The following is a 17,831-nucleotide window of genomic DNA, read 5'->3' on the forward strand; positions in this document are numbered from 1 at the left end:
GCCAGAGCAGGTAGGATGTACGCTTATTTTCTAACTGGCATGGTCGATGAAATTCAAGGATCTTCGGGATTTCGTGCAGCAGCTTGAGCAGCGCGGAGAGTTGAAACGCATTCAGGTGCCCATCTCGCCGGTGCTCGAAATGACCGAGGTGTGCGACCGCACCCTGCGTGCCAAGGGTCCGGCGCTGCTCTTCGAAAAGCCTACCGGCTTCGATATCCCGGTGCTCGGCAACCTGTTCGGCACGCCGGAGCGGGTCGCCATGGGGATGGGCGCCGAATCGGTGAGTGAGCTGCGCGAGATCGGCAAGCTGCTGGCGTTCCTCAAGGAGCCCGAGCCGCCCAAGGGTCTGCGCGATGCCTGGTCGAAACTGCCGATCTTCAAGAAGATCATCGCCATGGCCCCCAAGGTGGTCAAGGACGCGCCCTGCCAGGAAATCGTCCTGGAAGGCGATGACGTCGACCTTGGCATGCTGCCTGTGCAGCACTGCTGGCCGGGCGACGTGGCACCCCTGATCACCTGGGGCCTGACCGTCACCAAGGGGCCGAACAAGGAACGCCAGAACCTGGGTATCTACCGCCAGCAGGTGATCGGCCGCAACAAGGTGATCATGCGCTGGCTGAGCCATCGCGGTGGCGCCCTGGATTACCGCGAGTGGTGCGACAAGCACCCTGGCCAGCCGTTTCCCGTGGCCGTGGCCCTGGGTGCCGACCCTGCGACCATTCTGGGCGCGGTGACGCCGGTACCCGACAGCCTCTCCGAGTACGCGTTCGCCGGGCTGCTGCGCGGCAATCGCACCGAGCTGGTGAAATGCCGCGGCAACGACCTGCAGGTGCCAGCCACTGCCGAGATCATCCTGGAAGGGGTGATTCATCCGGGCGAGATGGCCGACGAAGGGCCGTATGGCGACCACACCGGCTACTACAACGAAGTCGACAAGTTTCCAGTGTTCACGGTGCAGCGCATCACTCACCGGATCAAGCCGATCTACCACAGCACCTACACCGGCCGGCCACCCGATGAGCCGGCGATCCTGGGCGTGGCGCTGAACGAAGTGTTCGTGCCCATCCTGCAGAAGCAGTTTCCGGAAATCACCGACTTCTACCTGCCGCCCGAAGGCTGCTCGTACCGCATGGCGGTGGTGACCATGAAGAAGCAGTACCCGGGGCATGCCAAGCGGGTGATGCTCGGGGTCTGGTCGTTCCTGCGCCAGTTCATGTACACCAAGTTCGTCATCGTCACCGACGACGACATCAATGCCCGTGACTGGAACGACGTGATCTGGGCCATCACCACGCGCATGGACCCCAAGCGCGATACCGTGCTGATCGACAACACGCCGATCGACTACCTGGATTTCGCCTCGCCGGTGTCCGGCCTGGGTTCCAAGATGGGCCTGGATGCCACGCACAAGTGGCCAGGCGAAACTACGCGCGAATGGGGTCGGGTCATCGTCAAGGACGAAGCCGTGACCCGCCGCATCGATGAACTCTGGAATCAGTTGGGAATAGATTGATGCGTGTGACCTTGCAACCTTCGGGCGTGGTGCTTGAAACCCTGCCCGCCGAGCGGATTCTGGCGGCCGCGCAGCGCCTGGGCTATGACTGCCCGCAGAGCTGCCGCAATGGCAACTGCCATGTGTGCAGCGCGGTGCTGGTGGAAGGCAGTGTTCGCGAGGAAGGCGCGGTGATCGACCGCGGCGAGTTTCATACCTGCATCGCCGAGCCGCTGGAAGACTGCGTGATCCTCTGGGACGGTGTACTGGCCAAGGGCGAGCTGCCGGTGCGCAGCCTGGCCTGCCAACTGATCGACTGTGTCGATATCGGCGGCGATGTCTGGCGCGTGCGCCTGCGTGCGCCGGCCGGCAAGCCGCCGCGCTACCATGCCGGGCAATACCTGATGATCGAGCGCGAAAATGGCGAAAAGTCGGCCTTCTCGCTGGCCTCGGCGCCCCACAGCGGGCGTGACCTGGAGCTGCATGTGCTGGTCCGCGAGGCCAGTGCGCAGAGTTTGATCGAGCAGTTGCAGCGCAACGGCATGGCCCGTGTACACATGCCCTACGGCGATACCCACCTGGCCGAGTTGCCGGATGGGCCACTGGTGCTGATTGCTGCAGGTACCGGCATGGCGCAGATGAACAGCCTGATCGAGCATTGCCGTCGCGAGGGGTTCAAGCATCCGGTGCATCTGTACTGGGGTGTACGTCGTCCCGAGGATTTCTACGCGCTGGAACATTGGGAGCAATGGAAGCAGTTGCCCAACCTGTTCCTGAACAAGGTGGTGAGCGATCTGTGTGGCTGGGAAGGACGCTGCGGCATGCTGCATGAAGCGGTCTGCGAGGACATAGCCGACCTGACCGCCGTGCATGTCTATGGCAGCGGTTCACCGGCGATGATCTACGCCACGCTCGATGCCCTGGTGAATGCCGGGATGGATGCGCACCAGATGCGTGCGGACGTCTTCGCCTACGCGCCGCGGCCAGCCTGATTTCCACCGGCCCTGCGTCATTTCGTTGCCTGCTGCTGCTGTCGTGATGCCTGCGTCGAATCTGACGCAGTGGCATTGCGGTAAAATCGTGCACGCCGATTTGTCCCCGAGCCTGTTTGGTGCTTATAACTTATTTATTTGAAGTTGATTATAAGCGCTTGTATTTATTGATCTATCTGCCATACGGTAGGAACGCGGGAGTTGCAATGCGTTAGAGTTAGGCTTCATTGCCATCTTACGGGGATAACAGGCGACTGCTTATGTCGGTACTCGAAACTGCGCACTTGAATGTGGTCTATCCGCCGTCGCTCGATCTCGGGCCGCAATTGACCCACGAGCAACTTCTTCACTCATTGGACACGACGATGCGGCGCCATCGTGGCGGGCCGGTCTGGCTGTTCGCCTACGGCTCGCTCATCTGGCGGCCCGAGTGCAGCGCCGCGGAGCGTCGCCGGGCGCGTGTGCATGGCTATCACCGGGGGCTGTACCTGTGGTCCCACGAACACCGTGGTACACCCGAGCGACCCGGCCTGGTGTTCGGTCTGGACCGAGGCGGCTCATGCGCCGGGTTCGCCTATCGCTTGCCTCAGGAAGATCTCGAACACTCGCTGCTGGCGCTGTGGAAGCGCGAGATGCCCTATCCCTCGTACCGCCCGCATTGGCTCAACTGCCGTCTCGAAGACGGCACCAAGGTGCAGGCGTTGGGTTTCGTATTAGAGCGGCATTTGCCCAGTTATGCAGGCAACCTGCCGGACAACCTGCTGACGCAGATTCTCGACAGTGCCAGTGGGCGATTTGGCAGCACCCGCGATTACGTCGAGCAAACCATCAGTGCCCTGCGCAATCACGAAATGCCGGACAAGAACCTGGAAGCCAGGCTCAAGCGTTGCCATCAGGGCAGCTGCACTCAAGCCTCGCAGCAATTCCTGCCCTGACGGCGCTTCACGCCTTGCGTCAGGCGTTACGCTGGGTGCTGGCCACTTGTTTGTGCCAGAGCGTGGGGATCAGGAAGACGATCGCCAACAGGCAGGCGCCGATCAGCAGGACGAAACCACCGTCCCAGCCGAAGTGGTCCACGGTGTAACCCATCGCCGCGCTGGCGGCGACCGAGCCGCCCAGGTAGCCGAACAGGCCAGTGAAGCCAGCGGCAGTACCGGCCGCTTTCTTCGGTGCCAGCTCCAGCGCCTGCAGGCCGATCAGCATGACCGGGCCGTAGATCAGGAAGCCGATCGAGACCAGCGCGATCATGTCCACGGTCGGGTTGCCGGGCGGGTTGAGCCAGTACACCAGAGTCGCCACGGTCACCAGCGCCATGAACACCACGCCGGTCAGCCCGCGGTTGCCGCGGAAGATCTTGTCCGACATCCAGCCACACAGCAACGTGCCGGGAATACCGGCCCACTCATAGAAGAAATAGGCCCATGAGGTGGTGTCGACGGTGAAGTGCTTGGCTTCCTTGAGATAGGTCGGCGCCCAGTCCAGTACGCCATAGCGCAGCAGATAGACGAATACGTTGGCCAAGGCGATGTACCAGAGCATCTTGTTGCGCAGCACGTACTTGACGAAGATTTCCTTGGCGCTGAATTCTTCCTCGTGGCTGGAATCGTAGCCTTCCGGGTAATCGTTCTTGTATTGCTCGATGGGCGGCAGGCCGACCGATTGCGGTGTGTCGCGCATGGTCGCAAAGGCGAACAGGGCCACCAGCAGGGCAACTGCGGCCGGTACGTAGAACGCTGCGTGCCAGTCGTTGAACAAGCCCATGCCGAGCAGGAACAGCGGGCCAATCAAGCCACCGCCGACGTTGTGCGCCACGTTCCACACCGACACCACGCCGCCGCGTTCCTTCTGCGACCACCAGTGCACCATGGTCCGGCCGCTCGGCGGCCAGCCCATGCCTTGGGCCCAGCCATTGATGAACAGCAGTATGAACATCATGGTGACGCTTGAAGTTGCCCAGGGTGCAAAGCCGAAGACGAACATCACGCCGGCGGAAACCAGCAACCCGAACGGCAGGAAGTAGCGCGGATTGGAACGGTCGGACACGATCCCCATGAGGAATTTGGACAGGCCGTAGGAGATGGCAATGGCCGACATTGCCAAGCCCAGTTGGCCCCGGGTGTAGCCCTGCTCTTCGATCAGGTAGGGCATGGCCAGCGAGAAGTTCTTGCGCAGCAGGTAGTAACCGGCGTAACCGATGAATATCCCGGCGAAGATCTGCCAGCGAAGGCGACGGTAGGTGCTGTCTATCTTTTCATCGGGCAGGGCTGCCCGATGCGGGGCGGGGCGGAAGAAGGCGAACATTCACAAGCTCCATTTATTGTTATTTGCTGCGGTTTCGAATGTTACAGTTTCGTTACCGAAAATAAAACGGATTACCGCCCAGCGGAGTTAGCGCAAATGTTGCAATGCGAACTTAAGCGGTTCAGTTCTGTTCGCCAATCCGCTTGACCCTTTCGCATAATCGTTTCAGCCCAGTGGATTCGAACGAGCTATTGAATCGCCCGTGCTGGCCGATACAGTCAGCACACGATCTTGCGGAGACATATGTGATGAAAGCCTGGGTATGCATAGGGCTGGCGTTGGCCCTGCCGACCGCCGTCATGGCCAACGAGGCAGCCAAAGAGGGCGAGAACGCAGCGCCCAAGGTTGCTTATATCGGCATGACCCCACCGTTCGTGGGCAACTACGCCTTGGACGGCGGCCCCAAGCTGCACGTGTACAAGGCGGACATCGCCTTGAAGGTCACCGGCGCCGAAGCGGAAGCGGCCGTGAAGCGCCAGGACCCGTTGCTGCGCAATCAGCTGGTAGCACTGTTTGCACAGCAGACCTCCGAATCGATGGGCAACGTCGAAGCCAAGGAAAAACTGCGCCAGGAAGCCCTCAAGCAATTGCAGCAGGTGATGAACGACGAAGAGGGCAAACCCATCGTCGAAGACCTGCTGTTCAATAACCTGATCGTGCAGTGAGGTGGCGGATGTTCAATCGGCAATGAAGTGAGCCTGACCTTCAAGCCCACGGGCATCCACTTTCATGCACAACACAACTGCAGCACTACTGCCCACTGTTCGGCAGTGACCGGCATCACCGAAAGCCGGCTGCCTTTTTGTACCAGCGCAAGTTCGGCCAGCCCGCTCTGCTGCTTCAACAAGGCCAGCCCGAGCACGGGGTCGAAGGTTTCGACGTGGACTACATCCACCGAAGTCCAGGGGTTCTTCTCGGTGCTGGCCTTGGGATCGAAGTAATGACTGTCCGGATCCAGGGCAGTGGGGTCGGGATAGTCGCTCGCGACGATGCGGCCAATGCCGGCAATGCCTGGCTCGGGGCAGCTGGAATGATAGAAGAAGAACTGATCGCCAACGGCCATGCTGCGCATGAAGTTGCGTGCCTGATAGTTGCGTACGCCGTCCCAGCGGGTCTGGCCAAGCGTGGCAAGGCCTTGGATGGACAATTCGTCAGGCTCGGATTTCATCAGCCAATAGGCCATGGCAAGTGTTCCTCAATAATGTGAAATGGCCAGCTTTTGTTGGATTCAAGCGCACCCGACAATTGGTCGTGAACAACGTTTGCTTGTCTACCAAGCTTGCCCCAGAATGCGCGCAAATTTAAGCCCGATGCTGTTGCTCGGCACGCCAGAATACCGTTCTGTCGATTCTTTAATTGCCTGTAGGGGGGCAACGTCGATGCGCCGTAAGCCGGACTTGTTGTGGACATTGGTGATTTTGTTGGGCTTGGGTATCGTCACCACTGGATACGCGCAGAGTCTGTGGGCGAGCAAGGCGGATACCGGTGCAGAGCTGACCGTGGTGCAGACTTCGATGGTGCAAAGTTCGATGGTTAGTCCGCGGTAACGGTAGCGCCCGTTCGCGGCCACTGACCGCTCCTACAGGTTAGCGGCACGGCGCAAGGCTCACGTCAGATACCAACCCTTGTCCGTCACCGTTCCCTGCAACGGTATATCCCAACTGGCCTGCGCCAGGCGCTCCACCTTCTGACACTCATGGGCCAGCCCCAGCAGCACCGGGGCTTGCCAGGCCGTGCGGCGATTGCGGTAGGCCAGGCTGCGGTCGTAGAAGCCGCCGCCCATGCCCAAGCGTCCACCTTCGTCGTCGAACCCCACCAGTGGCAGCAAGATCAGGTCCAGTGCCCAGATAGTGCGTTGCCGCGCGCGGTCGATGCGCGGTTCTGGAATCCCGAAGCGGTTGGGTCGAAGCTTTTCGCCTCGGCGTACCTGCTGAAACACCATCTTGGTGCGCGGCCAATCGCTGAGCACCGGCAGGTAGCTGCGCTTGCCGCGCCGCTGAGCTTCGCGCAACAGGGGCCGCGGATCTATCTCGCCGTCGTTGGGCAGGTACAGGGCAATATGCCGGGCACGGCGAAACAGCGGATGCTGGGCCAGTTGGCGGTAGAGATCGCGAGCGGCCAGACGTTGCTGTGCAGGGGTGAGGGCGCGACGTGCGGCCCGTAGCTGGCGGCGCAGTGATTGACGAGGCTGCGATTGACGAGGCTGCGGCGCGGGTACGGTCATGGGCGCGGTCGATCCTGATCACGGGCGCCGTTGGACAGTGTTGCCCGGCGACGAATGAAAAAGCCCACGCCAAGTACTGCGGGCATGGGCTGGAAATTCAGGTACTCCCCGACGAACCGCTGTCGGTGTAGCCCTTGAACCCGAAAGTTCAAGGTGGAGATCACAGGAGGTTTTAAGGCTTTCCGTCGAGCGGACATGCACACCAACCCCACGTGCAACCCCCGTGGTTGTGCGTATCGGCTCAGGGACATGACCGACTGGCAAGCACTCCAGGGAGTGATGCCAGTATACAGAAAAGCTTTGCGGATTTCAGCCCTTGGGCGTTTCCGGATCGGTGGCAAGCACCAGGTCCACGCGTTCGAGCAGGTCGCGAACCTGTTCGCGAGTGGTGCCGTTGACCGACAGCTCCGGTGTGTCCTGGCGGTGCAGCAGATCGTGAGTGATGTTCAGCGCGGCCATGACGGCAATGCGGTCTGCACCGATCACTTTGCCGCTGCTGCGGATCTCGCGCATCTTGCCGTCCAGGTAGCGCGCGGCGTTGACCAGATTGCTGCGCTCCTGCGGCGGGCAGATGATCGAGTATTCCTTGTCCAGGATCTGAACGGTGACGCTATTGCTTGAACTCATGAGTCTTGCTCCAGGGCCTTGAGGCGCGAAATCATGGACTCGACCTTACGCCGGGCGATTTCATTCTTTTCGATGAGATTTGCGCGTTCCTCGCGCCAGGTTTTTTCCTGCGCTAATAGGAGTCCGTTTTGTCGTTTTAGTTGCTCGACTCGTCCGATCAGTGATTCGAGTCGGCTCATCAGCGCTTGCAGGTCGTTGTGTTCCATGGAGTCCCGGTGGGTACGGTGGGGAAATGTTGCCCGCCGATGAACTGGCGGGCCCGGTGAAGATGAACACGTAGTTGGCCGCGTCGATAGTCTGGCGCGGTTGCCGGTGCTAGGATACAAGGCCTTCATTCTAGTCATTGCGCCGTCTGGCGCCTAGTTGCCCATGCCTATTCAGAATTCTCCCTATCACGCCTTCGCCGCCCTGCTCACCAGCAGCGGCCATACCGTCTCGCCCGCCGAACTGCACGGGCTGTTGCTGGGTCGCAGTTGCGCCGGTGCCGGCTTCGAGATCGAGCCATGGCTGGTGGATGCCGCCGATCTGCTGGGTACACCGGCGGCAGACAACGTTCGCCAGGCGCTCATCGGCCTGCAGGAAATGGTCAAGGGCGAACTCACCAGCGACGACATGACCGTGGTGCTGCTGGTCCCCAGCGACGAGTCGCCGTTGCCCGAGCGCGCTGCCGCACTGGGCGAGTGGTGCCAGGGTTTCCTCGCCGGTTTCGGCCTGACCGCGCGCGACACGGCGCTGAGCACCGAAGCCATGGAAGTGCTGCAGGACCTGGCCGCCATCGCCCAGGTGCAGGATGCGCTGGAAGAGTCCGAGGACGGCGAAACCGACTACATGGAAGTCATGGAATACCTGCGGGTTGCACCGCTGCTGCTCTACACCGAATCGGCCAAGCAACCGACCGCAGCCAGCGCCAAGCCGTCGCTGCATTGACCGGAGCCCGTTTCTGCCCATGAGCCACATCCCGAAATCGGAATTTGCCCGCCGCCGCAAGGCGCTGATGGCGCAGATGGTGCCCAACAGCATCGCCATTCTGCCTGCCGCCGCCGTGGCCATCCGCAATCGCGACGTGGAGCACGTCTACCGCCAGGACAGCGACTTCCAGTACCTGAGCGGCTTTGCCGAACCCGAAGCAGTAATCGCCCTGATTCCGGGGCGCGAGCATGGCGAGTACGTGCTGTTCTGCCGTGAGCGCAATCCCGAGCGCGAACTGTGGGACGGCCTGCGGGCCGGGCAGGAGGGCGCGGTCCGCGAGTTTGGCGCCGACGATGCCTTCCCCATCAGCGATATCGACGACATCCTGCCCGGTCTGATCGAGGGGCGCGACCGCGTCTACTCGTCGATCGGCAGCCACCCCGAGTTCGACCGGCACCTGATGGAGTGGATCAACAGCATCCGTTCCAAGGCGCGCCTGGGGGCTCAGCCTCCCAATGAGTTCGAGGCGCTCGACCACCTGCTGCACGACATGCGCCTGTACAAGTCGGCCGCCGAGGTGAAGGTCATGCGCCGCGCCGCCGATATCTCTGCGCGTGCCCATGTGCGCGCCATGCAGGCCTGCCGCGCCGGGCTGCACGAGTACAGCCTGGAGGCCGAGCTGGACTACGAGTTCCGCAAGGGCGGGGCGAAGATGCCGGCCTATGGCTCGATCGTCGCGGCCGGTCGCAATGCCTGCATCCTGCATTACCAGCACAACGATGCACTGCTGCGCGACGGCGACCTGGTGCTGATCGACGCCGGCTGCGAAATCGACTGCTATGCCAGCGACATCACCCGGACCTTCCCGGTGAGCGGCCGCTTTTCACCCGAGCAGAAAGCCATCTATGAGCTGGTGCTCGAGGCGCAGCAGGCGGCCTTCGCCGCCATCGGCCCCGACAAGCACTGGAACCAGGCCCATGAAGCCACGGTCCAGGTCATTACCCGGGGGCTGGTGCGGCTGGGGCTGCTCAAGGGCGAGGTCGACGAGCTGATCGCCCGCGACGCGCACCGCGCGTTCTACATGCACCGCGCCGGCCACTGGCTGGGACTGGATGTGCACGATGTCGGCGAGTACAAGGTCGGCGGCGAGTGGCGGGTGCTCGAACCCGGCATGACCTTGACCGTCGAACCTGGCATCTACATAGCGCCCGACAACCTCAGCGTTGCGAAGAAGTGGCGCGGCATTGGCGTACGAATCGAGGACGATGTAGTGGTGACCAAGAAAGGCTGCGAGATTCTCACCGGGGCGGTGCCCAAGTCGGTCGCCGAGATCGAGGCGCTGATGGCCGCCGCACGGGCTGGCGCATGAGCCGCTTCAACCTGGCCATCATCGGCGGCGGGCTGGTCGGCGCGAGCCTGGCCCTGGCATTGCAGGCCGGGGCCAGGGCGCGCGGCTGGAAGATCGTGCTGATCGAGCGTTTCGCGCCGGGCGATGCCTACCAGCCCAGCTATGATGCGCGCTCCTCGGCGCTGTCCTTCGGCACCCGACAGATCTACGAACGCCTGGGCTTGTGGCCGGCGATCAGCCAGCGCGCCGAAGCGATTCGCCAGATCCATGTGTCCGACCGCGGTCGCTTCGGTACCGCACGTCTCCACGCCGAGGACGAGGGCGTGCCGGCCTTGGGCTATGTGGTCGAGAACGCCTGGTTGGGGCAATGCCTGTGGCAGGCACTGGACCAAGAGGTTGTGAGCTGGCGGTGCCCAGCGGAAGTGACTCGAATGCAGGCGCTGGCTGATGGCCATGAATTGACCCTGGACGACGGCACCCAGCTGCAGTGTGACCTCGCCGTGCTGGCCGACGGCGGTCGCTCCGAGTTGCGCGAGCAGCTGGGCATCGCCGTGCAACAGACGCGCTACGATCAGGACGCCCTGATTGCCAATGTCACGCTTGGCAATGCGCACCAGGGCCAGGCGTTCGAGCGCTTTACCGATGACGGGCCGATGGCCCTGTTGCCGTTGCCCGACAACCGTTGCGCACTCATCTGGACCCGTACGCCCGCCGACATTCGACGCTTGCAGGGCTTGCCCGACCAGGCCTTTCTGCAAGAGCTGCAGGCGGTGTTCGGCTATCGCCTGGGCACCCTGCAGCGCGTCGGCGCCCGGCACGTCTACCCGCTGTCGCTGGTGCAGGCCGAAGAGCAGGTGCGTTCCAATCTGGTCGTGCTGGGCAACGCGGCCCATGCCTTGCACCCCATCGCCGGGCAGGGTTTCAACCTGTCGATGCGCGATGTGCAGGCGTTGGCCGAGGCGCTGCTCGCCAGCACCGGTCATTTGGGGCAGCTATCGCTGCTGCGTGGCTATGCGCAACGCCAGCGCCTGGACCAGCGGCTGACCGTGGGCTTTTCGGACCAGTTGACGCGGCTGTTCGCAACGCCCGATCCCTGGCTTGCAGTGGGCCGTAACCTGGGGCTGCTGGGGCTCGATCTGCTGCCGCCGGCCAAACGCTGGTTCGCACGCCAGGCCATGGGCCTGGGCACTCGGTCGGACATCAAAGGGCAATGAATACAGTGACCCATACGAACGAACTGCGCGCCGACCTGGTCATCGTCGGCGCGGGCATGGTCGGCAGCGCGCTGGCACTCGCCCTGCGCGACAGCGGCCTGGACATCCTGCTGATCGACGGCGGGCCGTTGACCGGCAAGCCTTTCGATGCCCTGGCGCCGTTCGAGGCGAGGGTCAGTGCACTGTCCGTGGCCAGCCAGCGCATTCTTCAACGCCTCGGTGCCTGGGACGGTATCCAGGCGCGGCGTGCCAACCCCTACGGCCACATGTGCGTATGGGACGGCAGCGGTACCGGGCAGATCAATTTCTCCGCGGCCAGTGTGCACGCCGACACCCTGGGGCACATCGTCGAGAATCGCGTGGTTCAAGATGCCCTGCTCGAGCAGTTGCAGGACAGCGGGATCCGTTTGCTGGCCAATGCCCGGCTGGAGCAGCTGCGCTATTCGGGCGATGACCGGCTGTTGACCCTGGCTGGTGGGCAGACCGTGCGTACCCCGCTGGTGATCGCCGCGGACGGTGCGCATTCGGCGGTCCGTGGCCTGGCGGGTTGCGAGACGCGCGAGTGGGATTACCTGCACCACGCCATCGTGACCAGCGTGCAGTGCAGCGAGGGGCATCGCGATACGGCCTGGCAACGTTTCACCGATGACGGCCCGCTGGCGTTCCTGCCTCTGCAGCGCGGAGATGGCAAGCATTGGTGCTCGATCGTCTGGTCGGCTACGCCGGAGCAGGCCGAGCGTTTGATGGCACTGGATGACGCAGCGTTCTGCAAAGCCTTGGGGCAGGCCTTCGAGGGCCGCCTGGGCGAGGTGATCGCCGCCGATGCCCGCTTGTGCGTGCCGCTGCGCCAGCGGCATGCCAAGCGCTACGTGGAGACCGGCCTGGCGCTGATCGGCGATGCCGCGCACACCATCCATCCGTTGGCCGGGCAGGGGGTCAACCTGGGCCTGCTCGATGCCGCCGTGCTGGCCGAAGAGCTGATGCATGCCCGGCAGCGCGGCGAACGGCTGGCCGGCCTGCCGGTCCTGACCCGCTACGAGCGGCGGCGCATGCCGCACAACCTGGCCTTGATGGGAGCCATGGAAGGCTTCGAGCGTCTGTTTCAGGCCGACCAGCTGCCGCTGCGCTGGCTGCGCAACACGGGCTTGAAATGGATGGAGCAACTGCCGGATGCAAAGGCGTTGTTCGTCCGCCAGGCGCTGGGCCTCACGAGGGATCTGCCGGCCCTGGCGCGCCCCCGGGCACAGGATGTCGTAGGAGGCCGGTAACATTTGGTAACGTCTGGGCCCCGAGTTCGGTTGAGAAGCTAAATGTGATTCACTACCATTTCGCCCTCACTCGAATGGCAAGGGTTCCCTCATGATGGCGCGCAAACGTCTTCTCGCTGCACTGGCGCTCTGTCTGTTGGGTGGCAACGCCCACGCTGCCGATGAAGTGGTCGTCTATTCTTCGCGCATCGACGAGCTGATCAAGCCGGTGTTCGACGCCTACACCGCGAAAACCGGGGTCAAGGTCAAGTTCATCACCGACAAGGAAGCGCCGTTGATGCAGCGCATCAAGGCCGAAGGGCAGAACGCCACGGCCGACCTGCTGCTTACCGTCGACGCCGGCAACCTGTGGCAGGCCGAGCAGATGGGCATCCTGCAACCCATCACGTCAGCCGTCATTGACGGCAACATTCCCGCGCAATACCGTGCCGCGTCCCATCAATGGACCGGCCTGAGCCTGCGCGCGCGGACCATCGCCTACGCCAGCGAACGGGTCAAGCCGCAGGAGCTGAGCACCTACGAGGCCCTGGCCGACAAGCAATGGGAAGGGCGGTTGTGCCTGCGTACGGCGAAGAAGGTCTACAACCAGTCGCTGACCGCCACGCTGATCGAGACCCATGGCGCAGAGAAGACCGAGCAGATTCTCAAGGGCTGGGTGAACAACCTGTCCACCGACGTGTTCTCCGATGACATTGCGGTGCTGCAGGCCATCGATGCCGGGCAGTGCGACGTGGGTATCGTCAACAGCTACTACTACGGGCGTCTGCACAAGCAGCAACCGGATCTGGGGGTGAAGCTTTTCTGGCCGAACCAGGGCGATCGCGGCGTTCATGTGAACCTGTCGGGCATTGGCCTGAACAAGTATGCACCGCATCCGCAGGCGGCCATTGCGCTGGTCGAGTGGATGACCGGGCCGCAGGCGCAGGCGATCTTTGCCGGGGTGAACCAGGAATTTCCGGCCAACCCGGCGGTGCCGCCGTCTGCGGAGGTCGCCAGTTGGGGAGAATTCAAGGCCGACACCCTGCCCGTGGAAGTGGCCGGCAAGCGTCAGGCCGAGGCGATCCGGTTGATGGATCGGGCGGGCTGGAACTGAGCTGATATCGGTGGTGCAGCCTTCGCGGGCAGAGACCCGCTCCCACAGCGGAAGCGACAAGGCACCAATAGCACCTGTTCTTCTGTGGGAGCGGGTCTCTGCCCGCGAAAAGCGCGCCACCGTACAGGCTGACACTGCACAGTACGCTCTGCACAGGAGTGGATGGTGTCGAGAAAGCCCGCAACCTGAAAACCACGAGTGAACCCATTGTCTTCTTCCGTCCAACGCCGTTGGTACCCGCTGGTCCTGGCCGTGGTCGGGCTGGTGCTGCTGCCGCTGAGCGTGCTTGTGCTTTCCTGGCAAAGCATCGACATGCAGATATGGTCCCACCTGTGGGATACGCAGATGCCGCGCCTGCTGGGCAATACGCTTACCCTGGTGCTTGGCGTAGGTACGGGCGTGACGGTGCTTGGCGTCAGCCTCGCCTGGCTTACCAGCCTGTGTGAATTTCCCGGCCGACGCTGGCTCGACTGGGCCTTGATGCTGCCGTTCGCCATCCCGGCCTACGTACTGGCGTTCGTCTTCGTCGGCCTGCTGGATTTTGCCGGGCCGGTGCAGAGCCTGCTGCGCGAGTGGTTTGGCAGTGGCCTGCGCCTGCCACGGGTGCGCTCCACGGGAGGGGTCATCATCGTTCTGGTGCTGGTGTTCTACCCCTACGTATATTTGCTGGCGCGGACCGCGTTCCTGGCCCAGGGCAAAGGATTGATGGAAGCGGCGCGCATGCTCGGCCAATCACCGTGGCAAGCCTTCTGGCGGGTGGCACTGCCGGTAGCGCGGCCGGCCATTGGAGCCGGCGTAGCGCTGGCATTGATGGAAACCCTGGCGGATTTCGGCGCCGTGGCGGTGTTCAATTTCGACACCTTCACTACGGCCATCTACAAGACCTGGTACGGCTTCTTCAGCCTCTCCAGCGCGGCGCAGCTTGCCAGCCTGCTGTTGCTGGCGGTGATGCTGGTGCTGTACGGCGAGCGGCGTGCGCGCGGTCAGGATCATGCGGCCAGCGAACGCCCGCGTGGGCAGGCGCTGTATCGGCTGCGCGGGCTCAAGGCATGGGTGGCCAGCGGCTGGTGTGCGCTGGTGTTCGCCTGCGCCTTCGTCGTGCCCATGCTGCAGTTGGTCGTGTGGTGCTGGCAGCGCGGGCGCTTCGACCTCGACGAACGTTACCGTGAGCTGATCGTGCATACCCTGTACCTGGGCGCCATGGCCGCGCTGATCACGGTCACGGTGGCCCTGCTGCTGGCATTTGCGCGGCGCCAGGCGCCTACGCGAGGCATTCGTGCGGGTGTGGCGGTGGCGAACCTGGGCTATGCCTTGCCGGGGTCGGTGCTGGCGGTGTCGCTGATGCTGGCTTTCAGTTTTCTCGACCGCGAGCTGGTCGTGCCGTTGTCCGGCTGGCTGGGCGGGGCCGGGCGGCCTTTGCTGCTGGGCAGTGTGGCGGCGCTGCTGGTGGCCTATCTGGTACGGTTCATTGCGGTGGCCTATGGGCCGCTGGAAAGCAGCCTGGCGCGGATCCGCCCTTCGCTGCCCGAAGCCTCGCGCAGCCTTGGGGTAGGCGGTCCGCGGCTGTTCTTCAAGGTCTACCTGCCCCTGCTGCTGCCCGGCACGCTCAGCGCGGCGCTGCTGGTGTTCGTCGATACGCTCAAGGAGATGCCGGCGACCTTGCTGATGCGTCCGTTCGGCTGGGACACGCTGGCGGTGCGGGTGTTCGAAATGACCAGTGAAGGCGAATGGGCGCGGGCGTCGCTGCCGGCCCTGACGCTGGTGCTGGTCGGCCTGCTGCCGGTCATCGGGTTGATTCGACGTTCGGCGCGCCAGGTCGGTCGAAACCACTGACCGAATGCGCGAGCCTGTCGCTGCAGATATCACCGCCGCGACCTTGTCGCTACAATGCGCCGCATCCGGCGCAGGCACCAAGGACAATTCGCCTGCGCTTTCGCCACGCCCGGAAGGAGAAACCCATGGGACAGCGTACGCCTCTGTATGACTTGCATCTTGCCCTAGGCGCAAAGCTGGTCGATTTTGGCGGTTGGGACATGCCCCTGCATTACGGCTCGCAGGTCGAAGAGCATCATCAGGTACGTCGCGATTGCGGCGTCTTCGACGTGTCGCATGTGACCGTGATCGATGTCCAAGGGCCGGACGCCCGGGCGTTCCTGCAATACCTGCTGGCCAATGACGTGGCCACCCTGACCGGCGCAGGTCAGGCCTTGTACAGCGCCATGCTCAACGCCGAGGGCGGGGTCGTGGACGATCTGATCGCCTACTGCACCGAGGAGGGCTATCGCTTGGTGGTCAATGCGGCGACCCGTGACAAGGACCTGGCCTGGCTCAGCGCCCAGGCAGGCACGTTCGATGTGCAATGGCGCGAGCGCCCCGAGCTGGCGTTGCTGGCCGTGCAGGGGCCGCAGGCACGGCGCAAGGTCGCCGACCTGCTGGGCAGCCAACGCCGCGAGCTGCTTCTGCAGCTGAACCCTTTCGAAGGCCGTCACCATCGCGACTGGTTCATTGCCCGCACCGGCTATACCGGCGAGGACGGTATCGAGATCGTCTTGCCCGCAGCGCAGGCGGTCGATTTCTTCAACGAGTTGATCGGTGCGGGCATTTCGCCCATCGGCCTGGGCGCGCGCGATACGCTGCGTCTGGAAGCCGGGATGAATCTGTATGGCCAGGACATGGACGAGGCACATTCGCCGCTGGTGTCCAACATGGCCGGCAGTGTGGCGTGGCAACCAACCGCGCGCGCTTTCATCGGGCGCGAGGCGCTGGAGCGTGAACAGGCCGCCGGACCGGCGCTGAAACTGGTCGGTCTGGTGCTCGAAGAACGCGGGGTGCTGCGCGCGCATCAGGTGGTCCGCATCGCTGGAGTTGGCGAAGGAGAGATCACCAGTGGTAGTTTCTCCCCTACGCTGAGCAAGTCGATTGCATTGGCGCGTGTACCGATGGCGACTGCGGACCGTGCGGAAGTCGAGATACGTGGCAAATGGTACCCGGTACGGGTGGTCAAGCCGACCTTCGTCCGGCATGGTAGAACCCTGATCTGAATCGTATGGCGGGCTGGCCGCTGACCCTTGTTGAGGACAATGTTATGAGCGATATCCCTGCTGAACTCCGTTTTGCCGAAAGCCACGAGTGGGCACGCCTGGAAGCTGATGGCACGGTGACCGTGGGCATCAGCGATCACGCCCAGGAAGCCTTGGGTGACGTGGTGTTCATCGAGCTGCCGGAAGTCGGCAAGGTCTTCGCCGCCGGCGATCAGGCGGGTGTGGTCGAATCGGTCAAGGCCGCTTCGGACATCTACTCCCCAGTGGGGGGCGAGGTGATCGCGATCAACGAAGCGTTGGCCGATGGCCCGGAAAGCGTCAACGGCGAACCCTATGGCGCCTGGTTCTTCAAGCTCAAGCCAAGCGCTGCCAGTGAGCTGGACACGCTGCTCGACGCTGCCGGCTACAAGGCCGCCATCGGCGAATGATGGCCAGCGGAGGCGGCCATCGCCGCCCCCGCGCGTTCAGAACGGTCGATCCCCCACTATCGTCGCGCGATGCATCACACGGCGCTGCGGCCGGTAGTCGTCGATCGCGTAATGCTGGGTCACGCGGTTGTCCCAGAAGGCCACATCCCCCTGGCGCCATCGCCAACGCACGCAGAACTCCGGACGAGTGCCGTGGGCGAACAGCAGGTCGAGCAGCGCCCGACTTTCAGCTGACGAAAGCTCGTTGATGTGGGTGGTGAAACCATCGCTGACGAACAACGCCTTGCGCCCGCTGACCGGATGGGTCCGCACCACCGGGTGTGACAGCGGAGGATGTTGCCGGCGGGTCTGCTCCCAGCGCGCCAGTGCCTGGGCATCGTTGCCGAAGCGCTCCAGCGGAAATGACTTGGCAAAATCGTGCGTGGCGGTCAAACCGTCGAGCAGGGTCTGCAACGGCCTGGACAGCGCCTCGAATGCCGCGATTGCGCTGGCCCAGCAAGTGTCCCCGCCAAACGGCGGTACCTGCTGGGCAGTCAGTATGGCGCCCATCGCAGGCTCTGCCAGAAAGGTCACGTCGGTGTGCCAGATGGCGTTGTCGCGTACGTCGGTCACGGCGGTGTCGAGCACCAGCACGTCGGGTTGCCCCGGCACACTGGGATAGATCGGGTGAACGTGCAGGTCACCGAACTGCTGCGCCAGCCGTGCCTGCTGAAAAGGGCTCAGCGGCTGGTCGCGCCAGAACAGCACCTGATGGGCCAGCAGCGCGGCGTCGATCTCGCGCTGCTGGGCCGGGGTCAGTTCCCGACTGAGGTCGACGCCTTCGATGACCGCACCGATAGTCGGGCTCAAGGGGGTGATGTGCAGAGTCATGTTGGTCAGCTCTGTTGGCGAAGT

19 protein-coding genes and 1 other RNA gene are annotated in these 17,831 nt (G+C 63.4%); 12 read left to right on the forward strand and 8 right to left on the reverse strand.

What is annotated here, in order from left to right; translation table 11 throughout:
• Positions 1 to 46: 46 nt before the first annotated feature.
• From ubiD to IFT98_RS15550, 3 genes are all read left to right on the forward strand, one after another.
• Positions 47 to 1,513: a 4-hydroxy-3-polyprenylbenzoate decarboxylase gene (gene ubiD / locus IFT98_RS15540; protein ID WP_122479904.1), complete on the forward strand. Its 1,467-nt coding sequence runs from the start codon at positions 47 to 49 to the stop codon at positions 1,511 to 1,513.
• Complete coding sequence (locus IFT98_RS15545) at positions 1,513 to 2,484, forward strand: CDP-6-deoxy-delta-3,4-glucoseen reductase (protein ID WP_192050093.1); 972 nt, start codon at positions 1,513 to 1,515, stop codon at positions 2,482 to 2,484. The genes ubiD and IFT98_RS15545 overlap by 1 nt, the downstream gene beginning before the upstream one ends.
• 260 nt (positions 2,485 to 2,744) lie before the next feature.
• Complete coding sequence (locus IFT98_RS15550; protein ID WP_192050092.1) at positions 2,745 to 3,419, forward strand: gamma-glutamylcyclotransferase; 675 nt, start codon at positions 2,745 to 2,747, stop codon at positions 3,417 to 3,419.
• A gap of 19 nt (positions 3,420 to 3,438) precedes the next feature.
• Here the strand turns inward: IFT98_RS15550 and glpT are convergent, their stop codons facing one another.
• Positions 3,439 to 4,785, reverse strand: a complete 1,347-nt coding sequence (glpT, locus tag IFT98_RS15555; protein ID WP_122479901.1) for a glycerol-3-phosphate transporter — start codon at positions 4,783 to 4,785, stop codon at positions 3,439 to 3,441.
• A 248-nt stretch (positions 4,786 to 5,033) separates the two neighbouring features.
• Between glpT and IFT98_RS15560 the strand changes: the two genes are divergently transcribed.
• Positions 5,034 to 5,450: a flagellar basal body-associated protein FliL gene (locus tag IFT98_RS15560; RefSeq protein WP_192050090.1), complete on the forward strand. Its 417-nt coding sequence runs from the start codon at positions 5,034 to 5,036 to the stop codon at positions 5,448 to 5,450.
• A gap of 62 nt (positions 5,451 to 5,512) precedes the next feature.
• Here IFT98_RS15560 and IFT98_RS15565 read toward each other — a convergent pair whose 3' ends face one another.
• From IFT98_RS15565 to IFT98_RS15590, 6 genes are all read right to left on the reverse strand, one after another.
• Positions 5,513 to 5,968, reverse strand: coding sequence for an EVE domain-containing protein (locus tag IFT98_RS15565; RefSeq protein WP_192050088.1), 456 nt, complete (start codon positions 5,966 to 5,968; stop codon positions 5,513 to 5,515).
• A gap of 87 nt (positions 5,969 to 6,055) precedes the next feature.
• On the reverse strand, positions 6,056 to 6,355 hold the full coding sequence (locus tag IFT98_RS15570; protein WP_192050418.1) for a hypothetical protein: 300 nt from the start codon (positions 6,353 to 6,355) through the stop codon (positions 6,056 to 6,058).
• 36 nt (positions 6,356 to 6,391) lie between these two features.
• Positions 6,392 to 7,009: a 5-formyltetrahydrofolate cyclo-ligase gene (locus tag IFT98_RS15575; RefSeq protein WP_192050086.1), complete on the reverse strand. Its 618-nt coding sequence runs from the start codon at positions 7,007 to 7,009 to the stop codon at positions 6,392 to 6,394.
• Between the two features lie 101 nt (positions 7,010 to 7,110).
• Positions 7,111 to 7,288, reverse strand: a non-coding RNA gene (gene ssrS / locus IFT98_RS15580) — 6S RNA.
• 30 nt (positions 7,289 to 7,318) lie between these two features.
• The gene (locus IFT98_RS15585; RefSeq protein WP_122479895.1) at positions 7,319 to 7,636 is read right to left on the reverse strand and encodes a cell division protein ZapA; all 318 of its coding nucleotides are present in this window, start codon (positions 7,634 to 7,636) and stop codon (positions 7,319 to 7,321) included.
• On the reverse strand, positions 7,633 to 7,842 hold the full coding sequence (locus IFT98_RS15590) for a TIGR02449 family protein (protein ID WP_122479894.1): 210 nt from the start codon (positions 7,840 to 7,842) through the stop codon (positions 7,633 to 7,635). Before IFT98_RS15590 ends, IFT98_RS15585 begins: the two co-directional genes overlap by 4 nt.
• A gap of 163 nt (positions 7,843 to 8,005) precedes the next feature.
• On the opposite strand from IFT98_RS15590, the gene IFT98_RS15595 reads away from it, so the two are divergent.
• The 8 genes from IFT98_RS15595 (at position 8,006) to gcvH (ending at position 16,937) form a co-directional block, all read left to right on the forward strand.
• Positions 8,006 to 8,563, forward strand: a complete 558-nt coding sequence (locus tag IFT98_RS15595) for a YecA/YgfB family protein (RefSeq protein WP_122715981.1) — start codon at positions 8,006 to 8,008, stop codon at positions 8,561 to 8,563.
• 19 nt (positions 8,564 to 8,582) lie between these two features.
• Positions 8,583 to 9,914, forward strand: a complete 1,332-nt coding sequence (gene pepP, locus IFT98_RS15600; protein WP_192050084.1) for a Xaa-Pro aminopeptidase — start codon at positions 8,583 to 8,585, stop codon at positions 9,912 to 9,914.
• Positions 9,911 to 11,107 carry a 2-octaprenyl-6-methoxyphenyl hydroxylase gene (ubiH, locus tag IFT98_RS15605; protein WP_192050082.1) on the forward strand — a complete coding sequence of 399 codons (1,197 nt, stop codon included), beginning with the start codon at positions 9,911 to 9,913 and terminating at the stop codon, positions 11,105 to 11,107. Before pepP ends, ubiH begins: the two co-directional genes overlap by 4 nt.
• Positions 11,108 to 11,130: 23 nt before the next feature.
• Complete coding sequence (locus tag IFT98_RS15610; RefSeq protein WP_192050401.1) at positions 11,131 to 12,375, forward strand: 2-octaprenyl-3-methyl-6-methoxy-1,4-benzoquinol hydroxylase; 1,245 nt, start codon at positions 11,131 to 11,133, stop codon at positions 12,373 to 12,375.
• 91 nt (positions 12,376 to 12,466) lie between these two features.
• A complete protein-coding gene (locus IFT98_RS15615; RefSeq protein WP_192050080.1) occupies positions 12,467 to 13,468 on the forward strand; it encodes an extracellular solute-binding protein in 1,002 nt (333 codons plus the stop codon).
• A gap of 207 nt (positions 13,469 to 13,675) precedes the next feature.
• A complete protein-coding gene (locus IFT98_RS15620; RefSeq protein ID WP_192050078.1) occupies positions 13,676 to 15,301 on the forward strand; it encodes an ABC transporter permease in 1,626 nt (541 codons plus the stop codon).
• A gap of 125 nt (positions 15,302 to 15,426) precedes the next feature.
• Positions 15,427 to 16,509, forward strand: coding sequence for a glycine cleavage system aminomethyltransferase GcvT (gcvT, locus tag IFT98_RS15625; protein WP_122796187.1), 1,083 nt, complete (start codon positions 15,427 to 15,429; stop codon positions 16,507 to 16,509).
• Between the two features lie 44 nt (positions 16,510 to 16,553).
• Positions 16,554 to 16,937 (forward strand): glycine cleavage system protein GcvH, encoded by a 384-nt coding sequence (gene gcvH / locus IFT98_RS15630; protein ID WP_122479886.1) that lies wholly within the window; start codon positions 16,554 to 16,556, stop codon positions 16,935 to 16,937.
• Positions 16,938 to 16,973: 36 nt separating this feature from the next.
• Here gcvH and tauD read toward each other — a convergent pair whose 3' ends face one another.
• On the reverse strand, positions 16,974 to 17,807 hold the full coding sequence (gene tauD / locus IFT98_RS15635; RefSeq protein ID WP_192050076.1) for a taurine dioxygenase: 834 nt from the start codon (positions 17,805 to 17,807) through the stop codon (positions 16,974 to 16,976).
• Positions 17,808 to 17,831 lie beyond the last annotated feature (24 nt).

The sequence above is a fragment of the Pseudomonas sp. CFBP 8770 genome, assembly GCF_014841705.1.
Classification (GTDB): domain Bacteria; phylum Pseudomonadota; class Gammaproteobacteria; order Pseudomonadales; family Pseudomonadaceae; genus Aquipseudomonas.

Excerpts from the sequence above, each read along its gene's own strand:
- IFT98_RS15615 (WP_192050080.1), top strand. The coding sequence starts at position 12,467 with ATGATGGCGCGCAAACGTCTTCTCGCTGCACTGGCGCTCTGTCTGTTG.
- IFT98_RS15565 (WP_192050088.1), bottom strand. The coding sequence starts at position 5,968 with ATGGCCTATTGGCTGATGAAATCCGAGCCTGACGAATTGTCCATCCAA.
- IFT98_RS15575 (WP_192050086.1), bottom strand. The coding sequence starts at position 7,009 with ATGACCGTACCCGCGCCGCAGCCTCGTCAATCGCAGCCTCGTCAATCA.
- IFT98_RS15585 (WP_122479895.1), bottom strand. The coding sequence starts at position 7,636 with ATGAGTTCAAGCAATAGCGTCACCGTTCAGATCCTGGACAAGGAATAC.
- IFT98_RS15595 (WP_122715981.1), top strand. The coding sequence starts at position 8,006 with ATGCCTATTCAGAATTCTCCCTATCACGCCTTCGCCGCCCTGCTCACC.
- glpT (WP_122479901.1), bottom strand. The coding sequence starts at position 4,785 with ATGTTCGCCTTCTTCCGCCCCGCCCCGCATCGGGCAGCCCTGCCCGAT.
- IFT98_RS15545 (WP_192050093.1), top strand. The coding sequence starts at position 1,513 with ATGCGTGTGACCTTGCAACCTTCGGGCGTGGTGCTTGAAACCCTGCCC.
- IFT98_RS15560 (WP_192050090.1), top strand. The coding sequence starts at position 5,034 with ATGAAAGCCTGGGTATGCATAGGGCTGGCGTTGGCCCTGCCGACCGCC.
- tauD (WP_192050076.1), bottom strand. The coding sequence starts at position 17,807 with ATGACTCTGCACATCACCCCCTTGAGCCCGACTATCGGTGCGGTCATC.
- IFT98_RS15590 (WP_122479894.1), bottom strand. The coding sequence starts at position 7,842 with ATGGAACACAACGACCTGCAAGCGCTGATGAGCCGACTCGAATCACTG.
- gcvT (WP_122796187.1), top strand. The coding sequence starts at position 15,427 with ATGGGACAGCGTACGCCTCTGTATGACTTGCATCTTGCCCTAGGCGCA.
- ubiH (WP_192050082.1), top strand. The coding sequence starts at position 9,911 with ATGAGCCGCTTCAACCTGGCCATCATCGGCGGCGGGCTGGTCGGCGCG.
- ubiD (WP_122479904.1), top strand. The coding sequence starts at position 47 with ATGAAATTCAAGGATCTTCGGGATTTCGTGCAGCAGCTTGAGCAGCGC.
- IFT98_RS15550 (WP_192050092.1), top strand. The coding sequence starts at position 2,745 with ATGTCGGTACTCGAAACTGCGCACTTGAATGTGGTCTATCCGCCGTCG.
- gcvH (WP_122479886.1), top strand. The coding sequence starts at position 16,554 with ATGAGCGATATCCCTGCTGAACTCCGTTTTGCCGAAAGCCACGAGTGG.
- pepP (WP_192050084.1), top strand. The coding sequence starts at position 8,583 with ATGAGCCACATCCCGAAATCGGAATTTGCCCGCCGCCGCAAGGCGCTG.